This window comes from Aeromonas sp. FDAARGOS 1409 (genome assembly GCF_019048705.1).
In the GTDB taxonomy this organism is placed as follows: Bacteria; Pseudomonadota; Gammaproteobacteria; order Enterobacterales; family Aeromonadaceae; genus Aeromonas; species Aeromonas sanarellii.
On sequence record NZ_CP077395.1, the window covers coordinates 3398212 to 3413883 of the forward strand.

Sequence of the window (15672 nt, forward strand, 5' to 3'; positions counted from 1 at the left end):
TGAACGTACAATAGTCTCATCCCAGCCTTGAACCCCATAGCCTGCATGACCGAGATCCAGCCCGCTCCGCCCGCCACCCCGCCGCTCGACGGTTTCATCCTGACCCGTCACGGCCGGGATGTGCAGGGGCGTACCGAGATAGTGATGTGGCTCTGGAGCGCCCAGGGGCCGGTGCGGCTGGTGGTGCCGGGACAGGAGCCAGTCTTCTTCCTGCCGGAGCGCCACCTGGAGGAGGCGGCCGAGCTCTTCAAGGGCGCCGGGGTGCGGGGGCGGTTTCGCCGCCTGCCCATGCACACCTTCGAGGGCAGTCGGGTGGTGGGCTGCTACTTCGCAACCCTGAGCGCCTTCCACCGCGCCATCGAGCTGCTGCTCATCCGCGGCCTGGAGCACTTCGAGGCGGATATCCGGCTGCCGGAGCGCTTTTTGATGGAGCGCTTCATCACCGCCGGGGTGCGCTTCGATGGCAAGGCGAGGCGCAGGGGGGGCAGTCAGGGCTACTGGGAGGTGAACGAGGCGCGCTGCGCGCCCCAGGCCGTGACGCCGACCCTCTCCTGGGTGTCCCTCGACGTGGAGTGCGCCATGGACGGGGCCCTCTTCTCGGTGGGGCTCTATAGCCGTGAGGATGCGCGGGTCATCATGATTGGCACCCCGGAGGCGGATGCCGACAGCTGGGGCACCCGGGTCGAGTGGGTGGCGGACGAGAGCGCCCTGTTCGGCGCCCTGGAGCGCTGGTTCCAGCTGCATGATCCCGATCTCGTCATCGGCTGGAACGTGGTCAACTTCGACTTTCGCCTGCTGCTGCGCCGCGCCGAGCTCGGCAAGCGGCGGCTGCGGCTCGGGCGCGGGAGGGAGCTCTGCTTCTGGCGCTCGTCCCGAAACGACCCCCAGAGCGGCAGCGTCATCATCCCCGGGCGCATGGTGCTGGACGGCATCGATACCCTCAAAAGCGCCACCTGGCAGTTCCCGAGCTACAGCCTGGATGCGGTGGCAAGCGAGCTGCTCGGTCGGGGCAAGGACATCGAGGACGTGGCGAACCGGGGGGAGAAGATCACCGAGCTGTTTCACTCCGACAAGGAGGCGCTGGCCCGCTACAACCTGGAAGACTGCAAGCTGGTGTGGGAGATCTTCGATTTCTGCCACCTCATCCCCTTCGCCATCGAGCGGGCCTCCCTCACCGGGTTGGAGCTCGACAGGGTGGGGGGCTCGGTGGCGGCCTTTACCAACCTCTATCTGCCACGGCTGCATCGCGGCGGCTACGTGGCGCCCAATCTGCCGGCCGACGGCGGGCTGGCGAGTCCCGGCGGCTATGTGATGGACTCCAAACCCGGCCTCTATCGCCACGTGCTGGTGCTCGACTTCAAGAGCCTCTATCCCAGCATCATCCGCACCTTCTGCATCGATCCCATGGGGCTGGTGGAGGGGTTGCAACACCCCGCGCACGCCATTCCTGGCTTTCGCGGCGCCCTGTTCTCCCGCGAGCGGCACTTCCTGCCGGATCTTATCGCCACCCTGTGGGCGGCGCGGGATCGGGCCAAGGCGGCCGGCAACAAGGCGCTCTCCCAGGCCATCAAGATCATCATGAACTCCTTCTACGGGGTGCTGGGCTCGGGGGGCTGCCGCTTCTACGACCCGAGGCTTGCCTCCTCCATCACCCTGCGGGGTCACGGCATCATGCAGCAGACCCGGGAGTGGATAGAGGGGGAGGGGTTCGAGGTGATCTATGGCGACACCGACTCCACCTTCGTGCACCTGGGGCGGGATGCCAGCCCCGAGCAGGCGGACGAGATCGGCCAGCGGCTGGCGAAGCTGATCAACGACAACTGGGCGGCGCGGATCAGGGGGGAGTTCGACTTGCCGAGCCATCTGGAGATCCAGTACGAGACCCACTACCGCCGCTTCCTGATGCCCACCATCCGCGGGCTGGAGAAGGGGAGCAAGAAGCGCTATGCGGGGCTGGTGGGTGAAGGGGAAGCTGAGCACCTGGTGTTCAAGGGGCTGGAGACGGTGCGCACCGACTGGACGCCCCTTGCCAAGGCCTTCCAGACCCGGCTCTATGAGCTGGTCTTCCACGACCAGGATCCCAGCGGCTATGTGCGCACCATGGTGGACGAGACCCGGGCCGGCTTGCACGACGATCTGCTGGTCTATCACAAGCGGCTGCGCCAGAAGCTCGAGGAGTACCAGAAGAACGTGCCGCCCCATGTGCGGGCGGCGCGTCTGGCCGACGAGGAGAACCTGCGCCGCGGTCAGCCCCAGCGCTACCAGCACAGGGGCACCATCGCCTACCTGGTGACCTTGAACGGGCCAGAGCCGCTGGAATACAGGCGCAGCGCCATCGACTACGAACACTATATCGACAAGCAGCTGAGGCCCATCGCCGACGCCATCCTGCCCTTTATCGGCGAATCGTTCGAGCGGATCTGCGGCCAGCAGCTCGATCTCTTCTGAGTAGAGTTGATTGGGGGAGCGGTTGGCCTGCCAGACATGGTTGGGCGTATGGCGGGTTCAGCCGTGCGGATGCCGCGAGAAGTAGGAAAGGGGAGATGCAAAAAGCCCGCTCTAGGAGCGGGCTTTTTCAATCTGGTGCGTCCTAGTGGATTCGAACCACCGACCCCCACCATGTCAAGGTGATGCTCTAACCAGCTGAGCTAAGGACGCAGGGTGCGCAAGGCGACTTTGTGTGTCATTGCAGGGGAGTGGTGGGTTTAATTGGATTCGAACCAACGACCCCTACCATGTCAAGGTAGTGCTCTAACCAACTGAGCTATAAACCCACATCTGCGTTCAACCGGTTTCGAACCAACGACATCGCCTACGCCATGTCAAAGTACTGTTCTAACCAACTGAGCTATAAATCCATATCTGCAATCAATTCAAACTGTTATGGTGCGTCCTAGTGGATTCGAACCACCGACCCCCACCATGTCAAGGTGATGCTCTAACCAGCTGAGCTAAGGACGCATAACAGGGTTTCGTGATGGTGCGTCCTAGTGGATTCGAACCACCGACCCCCACCATGTCAAGGTGGTGCTCTAACCAGCTGAGCTAAGGACGCATCACGAAAAGTGGTGGGTTTAATTGGATTCGAACCAACGACCCCTACCATGTCAAGGTAGTGCTCTAACCAACTGAGCTATAAACCCACTTCATAAACCGGACCGAAAGGCCGTTTTATCCCGCCAGCACTGCTGGCGTGGTCGGCATACTACCCATGGCCCCCAAGGCTGTCAACAAGGGACATGCACAAAGGAGACTGTTTGCCCAGTTCTTGCGCAGCCTGTTGATTTTACAGGCGAGCCGCCAAAAAACGCGCGGCTCCCTGTGCTCTTGGCAGCGCCCTACTGCGCCCGGGAGAGGGCGGTGCAGGCCGCGGGGCTGGCGAAGCGGCCATAGATGACGCGCAGCCGCGCCCCCAGCATCAGGGCGGCAGAGGTGAGGCCGACGATGAAGCCGACCCAGAAGCCCTGGGGCCCCATGCGCGGCACCACCCAGTCGGTCAGTCCCAGGATCATGCCGGTGGGGAGCCCCATGCCCCAGTAGGCGACGATGGTGACGTAGAAGATGGCCTGGGTGTCCTTGTAGCCGCGAAGGGCCGCCGCCGCTACCACCTGCACCGAGTCGGAGATCTGGTAGATGGCGGCGAAGAACAGCAGGATGGCGGCCAGGCCTATCACCTGGAGATCATCGGTGTAGATCCCGGCGATGGGCTCGCGCAGCAGCACGGTGAGGGCGGCGGTCGCGGCGGCGACCCCCATGCCCAGCATCAGGCCGGTGCGGGCGGCGACCCTGGCCTGATCCGGTTGCCCTTCCCCTATGTTGTGACCGACCCGGATGGTCACGCCGACACCGATGGACAGCGGCAGCATAAACACCAGGCTGGAAAAGTTCAGCGCTATCTGGTGGCTCGCCACCGTTTCGGCACCGAACGGGGCCAGCATCAGGGCCACCACGGTAAACAGGGTCACCTCGCAGAAGATAGCCATGGCGATGGGAAACCCCAGGCGGAACAGGCGCCAGATCCGGCTGCCGTTGGGGCGTGCCAGCTGGGCGAAGAGGTTGATCTTCTGGAAGTGGGAGGAGAACTTCACATAGAGGATCATCGCCAGCAGCATGGCCCAGAGCACGATGGCGGTGGCCACGCCACAGCCGACCCCGCCGAGCTTGGGCATGCCGAAGTGGCCGTGGATGAAGATGTAGTTCGCCGGGATATTGACCGCGAGCCCCACGAAGCCGATCACCATGGTCGGCATGGTGTGGGAGAGCCCCTCGCTGAAGTTGCGCAGCACCTGGAACAGCACGAAGGCGGGTAGCCCCCACAGGATGGCGTGCAGGTAGCCGGCGGTCTTCTCCGCCATGACGGGATCCACGTCCATAAACTGCAGCGCCAGGGGGCTGAAGTAGAGCGCCACCATGGCGATGGGGGTCACCATCAGCGCCAGCCAGAAGCCCTGGTGCACGGCGGGGCGCACCTCGTCTTGTTTGCGGGCGCCGTTGAGCTGGGAGACGATGGGGGTGAGCGCCATGATGATGCCCTGCACCAGCAGGATGACCGGCAGCCAGAAGCTGGAGGCCACCGACACGGCGGCGAGATCCACGGCGCTCACCTGTCCCGCCATCACGGTATCGACGAAGTTCATGGCGATCTGGGCCACCTGGGCCACCAGTATGGGGCTGGCTAGACGAAGGAGCTGCTTCGCCTCGGACCAATAACGTTGCACTGACACCTCCGAGTGGATCAGATAATAGAGAAAGAGCGGGTAAGAGAGATGGGCTTTTGCCTCCTCGTCCTGAGGAGACAAAATGCGGGGGTGTCATTCTAGCCTGAAAATCCGCCAACGGGGAAGGTCGGCGGTCGACTTGTGCCCGGGATCAGGCGTCCTCGTGATCGCTGATCAGCAGGTTGGCCGCGGCATAGGCCGCCTGCTCGCGCAGATCCGCCGGCACCCGCTCGTCGGACGCGACGGCGTTGAGCGCCCGTATGCTGGCGGCGATGGCCTGGGGCACATAGCCCTGCTCGCCGGAGCCAATCTGGTTGTAGGCGATGCGAATGGCTTCACAGCACTGATATACCTGCATTTTTGTTTCCTCGTTAAGCCTGGATTGAATGGGGTCACTATAGCGATCGCGCTTCTCCTTGTCAGCCGGCATGCTTGTCTTGCAGGGGGGGCGGGGGTAACCTGCCGACAATTTTGTCACAGCGTGGAGAGACACATGTTTACCGGCATAGTACAGGGGACCGCCGAACTGGTGGCCATCGAGGCGCTGCCCAACTTTCGCACCCACGTGATCCGCATGCCGAGCCCGGCCTGGGGCGAGGGGCTGGCGCTCGGCGCCTCCGTGGCCCACAACGGCTGCTGCCTGACGGTCACCCGGGTGGAGGGGGATCTGGTCAGCTTCGATCTGATGCAGGAGACCCTGCGCCTCACCAACCTCGGGCAACTGGCGGTGGGGGACAAGGTCAACGTGGAGCGGGCCGCCCGCTTTGGGGACGAGATCGGCGGTCATGCCATGTCCGGCCACATCATGGGCACGGCACAGGTGACCTCGGTCATCGACACCCCGAACAACCGCCAGGTGTGGTATCGCCTCGCCCCCGAACTGATGAAATACGTGCTGACCAAGGGCTACATCGGCATCGACGGCATCAGCCTCACCGTGGGGGAAGTGCGCGGCAGCGAGTTCTGCGTCAATCTCATTCCCGAGACGCTGGCTCGCACCAACCTGGGTTGGGTCAAAGCCGGCTGGCAGACCAACATCGAGATTGACCCCCAGACCCAGGCCATCGTCGACACGGTGGAGCGGGTACTGGCGGCCCGTCAGCCGGGGTAAGCTGACCAACGCGCCCTCAGGGAGTTGCCATAGAAAAGGGCCTGCATCATGCAGGCCCTTGGCGATCTGGTGGGTGGGTTCACTGGCAGTCAGAACATCTGCTCGTCGTCCGCATCCACGAACAGTTGCAGGCAGTCGCGGGCCTCGTCCCGGTGCAGCCGCAGGTGGATGGGATTGCAGCAGGCCATGCAATCCTCGTAGAACTCCTGATCCCCCTGGCTGGCATCCAGCTCGACCCGGGTGTGATGACCACAGTGGGGGCAGACGATGCGCTTGCTGGTGTACTCGATCATGATGACCTCCCGGGGCCAACGGGCCGCCTCTGTTACCCTGATTCTAGTCGCCAAGAGGCGGCGCAACCGCGAGCAAGCGCACGTTTATGACCGGGATCAAGGGGCGCCGGTGGAGGGCACTGCAAACGCCCCTGCGGGATTACTTGATCCAGCGAGCCAGCATCTCGGCATCCAGCTCGCTCAGGCAGGCGAGCCGATGGTTGGCGATGGCCAGACGGGGGTCGCCGACCAGGGCAGGGTCCGGCACGATCAGCGCCGTCATGGAGGCGGCCTTGGCGGCGAGCAGGCCGGTGAAGCTGTCCTCGATGGCAAGACAGTGCACGGGCTCCACCCCCAGCTTCTCGGCGGCGTGGATGTAGACATCCGGGTGAGGCTTGCCAAAGCGCTCCACCTCGGCGGAGTGCACCGCCAGGAAGCGATCCCGGATGCCGAGCTTGCCGAGCACCGCCTCCACCATGGCGAAGGGGGAGGAGGTAGCCAGACCTACTTTCAGCCCTTGCGCCTCGATGAGGTCGAGGGCTTCCAGCACACCAGCCTTGGCCTGACCCTCCTGCAGGATGAGGGTGATCACCTGATCCAAGATGCGTTGCACGACTTCTTCCTGGCTCGGCCCGCTCCAGGGGCGCAGACGATACCAGTGGGCCACCAGCTGATCGATGCGCACCCCTATGGTGGAGTTGCAGTCCTCTTCCGTGTGGGGATGGCCCAGCTCGGAAAACACGGCCATCTGGGCTCGTTGCCAAAAGGGTTCCGAGTCGATCAGAACACCGTCCATATCGAAGATCACGGCAGCTAACATCTTGTACTCCTGACATAGGTGAAGGGGGGATTATAAGCGAGATGCCCCGATGGAAAAGGGGCAGTCGCCTGCCCCTTGCGCCGGATCATGCCGGCAAACGTTTGTTTTTGCGTGGTAAAAAATGAGGTCAGAAAAGCACCTCGACCCGGGCGGCGACCGTCTTGGCCTGTTCGACCGCCTCAGTGCAATCCTGGCCACGGGCCAGCGCCACCCCGAGTCGGCGACGACCGGCGATCTCGGGCTTGCCGAACAGGCGCAACTGGGCACCTGGCACCAGGGCCTCGCCAATCCCTTGATAGCGAATGTCCTGGCTGTGGCCCTCCCGCAGCACCACGGCGGAGGCGCTTGGCCCGAACGTGGTGATGGTGCCGATGGGCAGCCCCAGGATAGCGCGCACGTGCAGGGCGAACTCGGAGAGATCCTGGGAGATCAGGGTCACCATGCCGGTGTCGTGGGGGCGGGGGGAAACCTCGCTGAACCACACCTCGTCCCCCTTGACGAACAACTCCACTCCGAACAGACCGTAGCCGCCGAGGGCCTCGACCACCTTGGCCGCCACCTCCTTGGCGCGAGCCAGTGCCAGCTCGCTCATCGCCTGGGGTTGCCAGGATTCGCGGTAGTCCCCGTCTTCCTGACGGTGGCCTATGGGGTCGCAGAAGTGGATGCCGTCCACGGCGCGCACCGTGAGCAGGGTGATCTCGTACTCGAAGGGGACGAAGCCTTCGACGATCACCTTGCCGCGACCGGCGCGGCCCCCCTCCTGGGCATAGGTCCAGGCCGCCTCCAGTTTGGCGAGATCGCGCAGCAGGCTCTGGCCCTTGCCGGAGGAGCTCATCACCGGTTTCACCACGCAGGGCAGGCCGATCGCCTCGACGGCTGCGACGAACTCCTCCTTGCTCTGGGCGAAGCGGTAGCTGGAGGTGGGCAGCCCCAGGGTCTCGGCGGCGAGGCGGCGGATCCCCTCCCGGTTCATGGTGAGTTGGGTGGCGCGGGCATTGGGCACTACCCTGACCCCTTCCTGCTCCAGGGCGGCCAGGGTGTCGGTGGCGATGGCTTCAATCTCGGGGATGATGAGGTCGGGCTTGACCTCGGCCACCAGGGCGCGCAGGGCCGCGCCATCGAGCATGTCCAGCACGCGGGCTTGGTGCGCCACCTGCATGGCGGGGGCGTTGGGATAGCGGTCGGCGGCGATCACCTCGATGCCGAGGCGCTGCAGCTCGATGGCGACTTCCTTGCCGAGTTCGCCTGAGCCGAGCAGCAGGGCACGGGTGGCGCCGGGGCGGGTGGCGGTTCCAAACATGTGATCTCTCCTGAGGTCGAGGGTCAGAGGGGCTGACCCGGGTGAGCAAAAAAAGAGGCACGCATGGCGTGCCTCAGGAAACGGATCTGTGGGCGCGCTGCTCCAGATGGGTCAGCAGCGTGATGGCCCCGATGATGATGGCGGCCCCCAGCCACAATCGGCCGGGGGGCGCCCAACCAAACACCAGCCAGCCGGCCAGCACGTTCATGGGCAGCTTGGCAAAGTCGAAGGGTTGCACGAAGGAGGCCTCGGCCACGCTGTAGGCGCGGGCGATGGACATCTGGGCCAGGGCCGACAGCACGCCGGAGGCGGCCACCAGCAACCACTGGGTTTCGCTTGGCCACTGCCAGTCGGGGAGCGCCAGCATGGCGTTGAACGGGGTACTGAAGATAAGCAGGTAGACGACTATGGTGTGGGACGACTCGCTAGCCGCCTGATAACGCACCAGCAGGGAGTAACCGGCCCAGAAGAGGGCGGCCGCCACCGGCAGCAGCGAGGCCCAGCTGAAGTCGTCGGTCCAGGGGGCCAGGATCAGCATGGCGCCAGCGAAGCCGGCCAGGGTCGCCAGGATCCGGGCCCGGCTCACCTGCTCCTTGAGCAGCAGGGCGGAGCCGAGCGTGGCAAACAGGGGCGAGGTCATCAGCAGCGCGATTCCCTGCCAGATGGGGACGGGCACCGCCAGCGCCCAGAGCCAGAACTGGATGCCGACCACGGCCAGGGCGACCCGCAGCAGGTGCAGCCGCAGCTGGTTCGTCATCAGGGACTGACGCAGGCCGTGACGGATGAGCCAGGGCAGCAGGCAGACCAGGGCGATCAGGTACTGATGGAAGGCGACCTGGGTCGAGGGGAGGCCGAGCTGGAAGCTGACATACTGGCTCAGGCTGTTGACGGCGGCGAAGCAGAGGCCTGCCACCATCATCCAGATGGCGCCGGCAAAGGGGGAGTGCCTGCGGGAGGAGGTCATGGGATCCGGGTCACTTACAAAAAGTGCGGCGGATCATAACGGCAATCGTTTGTTCTGCCAAGGGCAGGGAGTTCGCTGAGTACCTCTGCTGGCCTGAGGGAGTCGAAGCATCAAATTTTTTGAATAAATTGAGCATCTATTTTCGCTATCAGGCTTGAATCTCAATCTTTATAGTGACCTCCATCGACAGCCTGGCTGTTCAATTGACAATCAAATGGAGTTTCACCATGGCCAATATCCTCGTACTCAAGTCCAGCATCCTGGGCCAATATTCCCAATCCAACGCGCTGATCGACGGCTACCTGGCCGATCGCCAGGGTGACACCATCAAGGTGCGCGATCTGGCGACCCTGAACCTGCCGGTGCTGGACGGCGAGCTGGCCATGGGCCTGCGTGGCGGCGAGAACCTGAACGAGCGTCAGCAAGCGGTGCTGGCCCAGTCCGACGAGCTGGTCGCCGAGCTCAAGGCGAGCGACCTGGTGATCATCGCGGCCCCCATGTACAACTTCAACATCCCGACCCAGCTGAAGAACTGGATCGATCTGGTGGCCCGTGCCGGCGTGACCTTCCGCTACACCGAGACCGGCCCGGTGGGCCTGGTGGAGAACACCCGCGCTCTGGTGGTCAGCCCCCGTGGCGGCATGCACGTGGGCAACGCCACCGACCTGGTGACCCCCTACATGCGCACCGTGCTGGGCTTCATCGGCATCAAGGACGTGGACTTCATCTATGCCGAGGGCATGGGCATGGGGCCGGAGGCGCAAGCCAAGGGGATCGAGCAGGCCAAGGAGCAGCTGGAAACCCTGGCCTACTGATGTCCCTCGGGGTCACCCCAAGGATGTGAAAAAAACAACGCAGCCCAAGGGCTGCGTTGTTTTTTTGCGAGGTATCGCAGGCGAGTCACTCCCGCAGGAAGTGGCGGCAGCCGCTGCCGACCATCAGGCAGACCGCCACCAGGGACCCCAGCAGCAGGGTGGTGAGCCACTGTTCGGCACTGTCAGGCAATTGGGGGGAGAAGAGGCTGATCATCAGCAGGGCGCTGAGGGTGATCAGGCTGGTGGAACGGGTCAGGCGCATCATGGGTCATCCTTGGCTGCTGGGCTGAACGAGAGGCTAACCTCGGTCTGTGACAGCAAGATGTATCCGTACGCCTTGCCACTGGCCACTGACCGGGTAGCCATCACCATAGCAGTTTTTGTCGCCGTCGCCAGCGGCATGGGCCGGGTTGTGATCCGGATCCCTATCTGAACTGCCTCTGTGCGGGCAGATAGTGGAAATCACCGGTGGCGAGGCGGGCCACCAGGGCCGCCTTGTCGAGATCCTGGGACTGGCAGAGATCGTCCAGATCATCGTAGTGATCACGCAGCTGCATGTTGACCAGGCTCAGCAGCATGTTGACGTCCATGGTGGCAAACTGGGTCAGCTTCATGACTGTTGCTCCTTGTCCAGCAGGTGGAGCTGCTCGATGGCGTCGCTGACGCTCTGCAGGTGGAAGCGGATGCTCTGGCGCGCCTCCTCCGGCAGATAGTCGGTGAGGGTATGCTGCCAGCTGCCCGCCTCGGTCTTGAGCTGCTGGAACAGGGTGAGCCCCGCCGGGGTGAAGGAGACCAGGCTGATGCGCTTGTCCTGCACGCTGTTCTCGGTGAACAGTATGCCCTTCTCCACCAGGCGGTGGATCTCGCGGGAGATCCGCACCTTGTCCATGCCGCTCGCCTCCACCAGCTCCTTCTGGCTGATGGGGTAGTGGGGACCGAGCACCATCATCAGGCGCCACTGGGGGACCGTCAGCTGGTAACGCTGCTGATAAAACTGTTCAAAGGTATCGCGCACCATCTCAGCGGCGTGCACCAGCTGATAGGGAGGGTAATGCGCGAGCAGCTCTATGATCTTCGACATATGACATCCTGCTGTGGCGGCTGCATCGAGTGCAGTTTCTCTTGATACTTTGACCTTGATGATACGTAACACAGGGGCATTTGTCCGACCAGGCACCAGAAAAATGTGCGTTTGCGCACGTGTTGCATCATCAAGGGGACAAATAGGCTCTCAACTGACCTGTTTGCTGACCCCTTTACGCAGCCAGATCAAGGCATTATGCGCAAGCCAGGCCTCACGGCTCTGCAAGGCATAGAGTGCGGCCTCGTCCCGGCTGCCCGGCTGCCAGTGCGGGGGATCCTGCCTGGGGAGCTTGCGCTGGCCCAGCAGGCAGGCGGGCACATGGGGGTTTGCGCCAAGGGCGGCGGCCAGATGCGGGCGGGCCGCCTCTGGCCCCTCGCAGACAAAGCTCATCAGCGCCCTGTTGTAGAGCAGCCAGCAGGAGGCCTCGTCGAAGCGCACCAGCAGCGCCTTGAGAGCGTCCCACTCCCCTTGCAGGGCATAGAGGCTGGAGAGAGGGTGGCGGCAACCCGGCTCGTCGGCGAGGCAGAGCGCGAGCAGGGCAAGGTATTCGTCCCTGGCCTGCGCCAGCTGTCCCAGGCGCAGCAGGCAGTCGGCCCGCCCCGCCCTGGCCGCGATCAGGGGCCGGGCCTCGGGGGCCTGCCAGCCATGGCCTGCGTGCTGCCGCCAGAACGCCTCGTCGAACAGGGGGGTGGCATCGGCCACGATGCGGTCGAACCAGCCAAGGCGGGCGAGGGGGTCGCGGCTCTGGGCCGCCTGCTCGAACCACTGCTGCCACTGGCGGGTCTGGTCGTTCTCGGGGAGCTCTGGCTCCTCGGGCCTGGCTTCGTAGTGTTCAAGGCCGAGCAGGAGGTTCAGGGCCGTCTTCATCTGCTGGCGCTGGCGCTTGCAAAAATCGAGGAAGGGCAGCTCGCTGGCCGCAGCCTGGTGCAGCATCATGGCCATGGGCTTGTCGCGAAACAGGCAGAGCTCGGCGACCAGGCTGAAGCGCTGGCGGGTGGCCGGATCGTTCAGGTCCGTCGGGGTGGGCCAGCAGGCGACCCCCTGGCTGAAGCCGTAGCTCCACTGGCCCAGAGGATGGCTCTTGTCAAACACCTGCTCCGGGTTGTCGGTGGCGAGGCGACACTGGCTGGGCAGGGTGAGCTGTGCCGCGTCGGCCTGGGCCTCCAGCTCGGCGATCAGCTGGTGCAGCGCCTCGGCACTCTTCTCGTCCAGCTCGGCCTCATGGGGCAGCAGACCGGCCAGCGGATCCCGCCAGTCGGGGGCGGTCGGCCCCGCCAGGCGGGCGCAGAGAAAGCCGTGCAGGGCCGGATAACTCATGTCCTGCCGGCTGTGGGCCTGGATCCACTGATTGAGATGACGGGTACGAGTGGCTGGGTTCATCGACGCTTCCTCCGGATTTGACGGCCGCGAAGTCTACCTAAAAGTGGGGTTATTTGCAGTAAAGGGGCGACCGAATGCTGCTAATATCGCCAATCTGGGCGCTAGGGAACGGGAAAATAGTCCGCGTCCAGAGGGCAGAGGACTAGGTCCAGCCCCCGCTCTGGGGTAACATGCGCGCCTGCATGAGAAATAAGCCCCGTCCTCTTTACGTCGGACGACGGCGGCGATGCGCCTCCATTTACGGGCCGGCAAAACGGGCCCATCCGGATATTGAAAGAAGAGATCACCATGTTACAGATTGGCAAGATGAACACCCTCACCGTCGTTGAGCTCGAGGATCGCGGCGCCTGGCTGGCTGCGGGGGAATACGGCGAGCTGCTGCTGCCCAGGCGCCAGCTGCCGGAAGGCGTCGCCGAAGGGGGTGAGGTGTCCGTCTTCCTCTATCTGGACGCCGATTGCGAGCCGGTGATCACCACCGACAAGCCCTTCGCCATGGTGGGGGACATCGTCGGCCTCAAGGTGGTCAACGCCAACAAGATAGGCGCCTTCCTCGACTGGGGCATGAAGAAGGATCTGTTCGTGCCGAGCCGCGAGCAGAACAAGCCGATGCAGGTGGGTCACGTCTATCTGGTGCACCTGATGCTGGACAACGAGGGGCGCATGGTGGGCACCAGTCGCCTGGAGCGCTTCCTGCGCAGCGATCCCCCCTTCAAGGCCGGCGACGAGGTGACGGCCCTGCCGGGGGAACACACCCCCCTCGGCATCAAGGCAGTGGTCAACGGCCAGTACGCCGGCATGCTGTTCAGGAACGAGGTGTTCGGCCGGGTGATGACGGGTCGGCCGCTGACCGCCTGGGTCAAGCAGGTGCGTGAGGATGGCAAGCTGGATCTGGCCCTGCAAAAACCCGGGCTGGCCCGCATGGACGACGCCGGGGAGCGCATCCTGACCCGGCTGCAAAAGCAGGGGGGGAGTCTGGCGGTGGGGGACAAGAGCGACCCCGAGCTCATCTACAAGATGTTCAACATGAGCAAGGGCACCTTCAAGAAGGCGATCGGCGGGCTCTACAAGCAGGGCAGGATCGTCATCGAAGACAACAGCATCAGCCTCACCGGGGCGAATGCGGCCGGGGACGGCGAATAAGGTGCCGAGCCCCTGCATAGGCCAGTGCCAGGCCAGGGATGGGCTCTGCCTCGGCTGCGGTCGGACCCTGACCGAGATAGGCCAGTGGTCCGCCATGGACAGCGAGGCCCAGCTGGCGCGCATGGCGGAGCTGGACGGGACCATCAGCACCCATGTCTGCCCGGGATGCGGCGAGCCGGCGTTTTGCGCCGTCTCTGCCGGTGAGCCCATCGAGCGCTGCTGGTGCAGCCAGTTGCCGGCTCTGCCCATGAGCGATGCCGGTGCCTGCTGGTGCCGGCGCTGCCTGGCCAAGGCCGTCGCGGCACGGCCCTGAACCGGTGAATCGCAAAAACGAAAAAGGCGCCAGGGGCGCCTTTCTTATGCCTGTTGCTGGCGGTGCCAGCGAACGTGCACCTCGTGTTCACTCTGATCCCGGGGCAGCAGGAAGGTAGCGTAGATCACCTCGAACTCCTCCTGATGATCCAGCAAGCCGACCCAGACCTCGGCCCAACGCGCCATGTCGACCGGTTCGCCGAGTTCGGTCGACCAGTCGGCATTGGGCAGGGTCGCCTCGACGGCGCCACGCTGCTCGAACTCGAGGGTAATGTCGACGATTTGTTCGGGGGCCAGCATGTCGGCGGCCTGCTCCAGAAACTGATCATAGGCCCACTCGACCAGCTGATCCGGGCTACGTTGTTCCATGAAATCACTCCAGATACGTCCAGGTTCGCCACTTTAACAAGTATTGGGATGGGCAGCCAGCCCGGGGGCGGTGACGCCGTGCTGTCAAATGGCGGGATCAGGGGATAAGGTTAACAGAGCCGCCGCGCGGGCGGCATGACGAGGCGTGCAGGCAGCATGAAGCGACGACACTACAGGCGACGGATCACGCGGCGACGGGAGACCTGGTGGTGGCACTATCTGCCGTTGCACCGGGAAACCGTCGGCGGTCATCTTGGCCCTGCGCCCGATGCCGCCGACCCGCCTAGCCCGCCTCGTGGACCCGGTTCAGGGTGATCTGGCCGAGCTGGCCCATCTGGCGGCGGATCCAGGCCGAGCGCTTTTGCACATAGGGCGAGGGGGGCTTGACCCGGTAGCGCCAGGGGTTGGGCAGGGCGGCGGCCAGCAGGGAGGCCTCGTAGCGGGTCAGCCGCGCCGCCGGCTTGCCGAAGTAGTGCCTGGCGGCGGCCTCGGCGCCATAGATGCCGGGCCCGAACTCCACGATGTTCAGATACACCTCGAGGATGCGGGACTTGTCCCAGCCCAGCTCCATCAGCAGGGTGAACCAGGCCTCGATCCCCTTGCGCAGGAAGCTGCGATCGCTCCACATGAAGAGGTTCTTCGCCGTCTGCTGGCTGAGGGTGCTGGCGCCACGCACCCGCCGGCTCTGCTGGTTGTGCCTGAGGGCGGAGCTGATGGCATCCATGTCGAAGCCGTTGTGCTCGGCAAAGCGCTGATCCTCGGCGGCGATGACCGCCAGCTGTAGCTCGCGGGAGATCTGCTCGAGGGGCACCCAGTCGTGCTTCACCTCGGCCACCTTGGCCGGCGGGAACAGCGCCCGTTCGAGGCGCCAGGTCCACATGGGGGGATCGATGAAGCGCAGCAATGCCACCGAGACTATGGTGCTGAGGAAGGCGGCCAGCAACAGCTTGCCGAGCCAGCCCAGCAGGCGCCGCCACCCCGTCGCCCTCACGGGCTCGGGCTCTGCGTCCCAGTCATAGTGACCGGGATCATCGGGGTCCGGAATTATTGGGGCAGCCATTCGATGTGGCAGAACTTCTCGTCGACGCGGCGGGAGAGCAGCATGCGGGCGAACAGGTGTTCGTACTCTTCCTGTTCGTTGCCAAGGCCGATCCAGACCTCGATATAGTCGGCATCACTGACTTCGAAGCCCACGTCCGCCGCCCAGTCGTCGGCGGGATCGGTTTCCGCCAGCAGGCCGCGGTCGTTGAACTCCTGGTTGAAACGGGCGATCTCCTGCTCGGGCAGGTTGTCGGAGGCCAGCTCCATGAAGAGCGCGAGGGCGGTGTCGAGCAGTTCCTCGACGCTGTGCATTTCGTCGTGCAAAGACATAAGTTCGGTGTTCCAG

General features: G+C 64.3%; 18 protein-coding genes and 5 tRNA genes. 5 read left to right on the forward strand and 18 right to left on the reverse strand.

Translation table 11 applies throughout. The features are described 5' to 3' along the window. Nucleotides 1-45: 45 nt before the first annotated feature. Complete coding sequence (locus tag I6L39_RS15940) at nt 46-2448, forward strand: DNA polymerase II (RefSeq protein ID WP_216990199.1); 2403 nt, start codon at nt 46-48, stop codon at nt 2446-2448. Nucleotides 2449-2581: 133 nt separating this feature from the next. Here the strand turns inward: I6L39_RS15940 and I6L39_RS15945 are convergent. The 7 genes from I6L39_RS15945 to I6L39_RS15975 all read right to left on the reverse strand — a co-directional run bounded on the left by I6L39_RS15945 (nt 2582) and on the right by I6L39_RS15975 (nt 5076). Beyond that, nucleotides 2582-2658, reverse strand: a tRNA-Val gene (locus I6L39_RS15945). 39 nt (nt 2659-2697) lie between these two features. Then, nucleotides 2698-2774, reverse strand: a tRNA-Val gene (locus I6L39_RS15950). 110 nt (nt 2775-2884) lie between these two features. Continuing rightward, nucleotides 2885-2961 (reverse strand) — tRNA-Val (locus I6L39_RS15955). Nucleotides 2962-2978: 17 nt separating this feature from the next. Beyond that, a tRNA-Val gene (locus tag I6L39_RS15960) sits at nt 2979-3055 on the reverse strand. A gap of 11 nt (nt 3056-3066) precedes the next feature. Beyond that, nucleotides 3067-3143: transfer RNA gene (locus tag I6L39_RS15965), tRNA-Val, on the reverse strand. A 195-nt stretch (nt 3144-3338) separates the two neighbouring features. Further along, nucleotides 3339-4718: an MATE family efflux transporter gene (locus I6L39_RS15970; protein WP_216990200.1), complete on the reverse strand. Its 1380-nt coding sequence runs from the start codon at nt 4716-4718 to the stop codon at nt 3339-3341. Nucleotides 4719-4869: 151 nt separating this feature from the next. Beyond that, the gene (locus I6L39_RS15975) at nt 4870-5076 is read right to left on the reverse strand and encodes a YaeP family protein (protein ID WP_010674629.1); all 207 of its coding nucleotides are present in this window, start codon (nt 5074-5076) and stop codon (nt 4870-4872) included. 135 nt (nt 5077-5211) lie between these two features. Between I6L39_RS15975 and I6L39_RS15980 the strand changes: the two genes are divergently transcribed. Further along, nucleotides 5212-5829 carry a riboflavin synthase subunit alpha gene (locus I6L39_RS15980; RefSeq protein WP_216990201.1) on the forward strand — a complete coding sequence of 206 codons (618 nt, stop codon included), beginning with the start codon at nt 5212-5214 and terminating at the stop codon, nt 5827-5829. A gap of 89 nt (nt 5830-5918) precedes the next feature. Here the strand turns inward: I6L39_RS15980 and I6L39_RS15985 are convergent, their stop codons facing one another. The 4 genes from I6L39_RS15985 to I6L39_RS16000 all read right to left on the reverse strand — a co-directional run bounded on the left by I6L39_RS15985 (nt 5919) and on the right by I6L39_RS16000 (nt 9185). Next, nucleotides 5919-6122 (reverse strand): CPXCG motif-containing cysteine-rich protein, encoded by a 204-nt coding sequence (locus I6L39_RS15985; protein WP_005301298.1) that lies wholly within the window; start codon nt 6120-6122, stop codon nt 5919-5921. 139 nt (nt 6123-6261) lie between these two features. Beyond that, nucleotides 6262-6921, reverse strand: a complete 660-nt coding sequence (gene hxpB, locus I6L39_RS15990; RefSeq protein WP_216990202.1) for a hexitol phosphatase HxpB — start codon at nt 6919-6921, stop codon at nt 6262-6264. 127 nt (nt 6922-7048) lie between these two features. After that, on the reverse strand, nt 7049-8221 hold the full coding sequence (purT, locus tag I6L39_RS15995; RefSeq protein WP_216990203.1) for a formate-dependent phosphoribosylglycinamide formyltransferase: 1173 nt from the start codon (nt 8219-8221) through the stop codon (nt 7049-7051). Nucleotides 8222-8294: 73 nt separating this feature from the next. After that, nucleotides 8295-9185: a DMT family transporter gene (locus I6L39_RS16000; RefSeq protein WP_216990204.1), complete on the reverse strand. Its 891-nt coding sequence runs from the start codon at nt 9183-9185 to the stop codon at nt 8295-8297. Nucleotides 9186-9412: 227 nt separating this feature from the next. Here I6L39_RS16000 and I6L39_RS16005 point away from each other — a divergent pair, with 227 nt between their 5' ends. Then, nucleotides 9413-10000: an FMN-dependent NADH-azoreductase gene (locus I6L39_RS16005; protein ID WP_042075699.1), complete on the forward strand. Its 588-nt coding sequence runs from the start codon at nt 9413-9415 to the stop codon at nt 9998-10000. A gap of 85 nt (nt 10001-10085) precedes the next feature. Here I6L39_RS16005 and I6L39_RS16010 read toward each other — a convergent pair whose 3' ends face one another. The 4 genes from I6L39_RS16010 to I6L39_RS16025 form a co-directional block, all read right to left on the reverse strand. After that, nucleotides 10086-10265, reverse strand: a complete 180-nt coding sequence (locus tag I6L39_RS16010; RefSeq protein WP_042075698.1) for a hypothetical protein — start codon at nt 10263-10265, stop codon at nt 10086-10088. A gap of 160 nt (nt 10266-10425) precedes the next feature. Then, nucleotides 10426-10614, reverse strand: a complete 189-nt coding sequence (locus tag I6L39_RS16015) for a DUF4250 domain-containing protein (RefSeq protein WP_042075696.1) — start codon at nt 10612-10614, stop codon at nt 10426-10428. After that, a complete protein-coding gene (locus I6L39_RS16020; protein ID WP_042075694.1) occupies nt 10611-11081 on the reverse strand; it encodes a MarR family winged helix-turn-helix transcriptional regulator in 471 nt (156 codons plus the stop codon). The genes I6L39_RS16015 and I6L39_RS16020 overlap by 4 nt, the downstream gene beginning before the upstream one ends. A gap of 150 nt (nt 11082-11231) precedes the next feature. Next, nucleotides 11232-12464 carry a UPF0149 family protein gene (locus tag I6L39_RS16025; protein ID WP_216990205.1) on the reverse strand — a complete coding sequence of 411 codons (1233 nt, stop codon included), beginning with the start codon at nt 12462-12464 and terminating at the stop codon, nt 11232-11234. 270 nt (nt 12465-12734) lie between these two features. On the opposite strand from I6L39_RS16025, the gene I6L39_RS16030 reads away from it, so the two are divergent. Together I6L39_RS16030 and I6L39_RS16035 are read left to right on the forward strand one after the other, a co-directional pair. After that, a complete protein-coding gene (locus I6L39_RS16030) occupies nt 12735-13604 on the forward strand; it encodes a S1 RNA-binding domain-containing protein (protein WP_042075691.1) in 870 nt (289 codons plus the stop codon). Nucleotide 13605: 1 nt separating this feature from the next. Next, nucleotides 13606-13917 carry a DUF1289 domain-containing protein gene (locus I6L39_RS16035; RefSeq protein ID WP_042075689.1) on the forward strand — a complete coding sequence of 104 codons (312 nt, stop codon included), beginning with the start codon at nt 13606-13608 and terminating at the stop codon, nt 13915-13917. A gap of 44 nt (nt 13918-13961) precedes the next feature. On the opposite strand, the gene I6L39_RS16040 is transcribed toward I6L39_RS16035, so the two are convergent. The 3 genes from I6L39_RS16040 to I6L39_RS16050 form a co-directional block, all read right to left on the reverse strand. Then, on the reverse strand, nt 13962-14285 hold the full coding sequence (locus I6L39_RS16040; RefSeq protein WP_209792179.1) for an HI1450 family dsDNA-mimic protein: 324 nt from the start codon (nt 14283-14285) through the stop codon (nt 13962-13964). Nucleotides 14286-14568: 283 nt separating this feature from the next. Continuing rightward, the gene (gene mtgA, locus I6L39_RS16045) at nt 14569-15345 is read right to left on the reverse strand and encodes a monofunctional biosynthetic peptidoglycan transglycosylase (protein WP_216990206.1); all 777 of its coding nucleotides are present in this window, start codon (nt 15343-15345) and stop codon (nt 14569-14571) included. Continuing rightward, nucleotides 15330-15656 (reverse strand): HI1450 family dsDNA-mimic protein, encoded by a 327-nt coding sequence (locus tag I6L39_RS16050; protein ID WP_042075684.1) that lies wholly within the window; start codon nt 15654-15656, stop codon nt 15330-15332. The genes mtgA and I6L39_RS16050 overlap by 16 nt, the downstream gene beginning before the upstream one ends. Between the last annotated feature and the right edge of the window lie 16 nt (nt 15657-15672).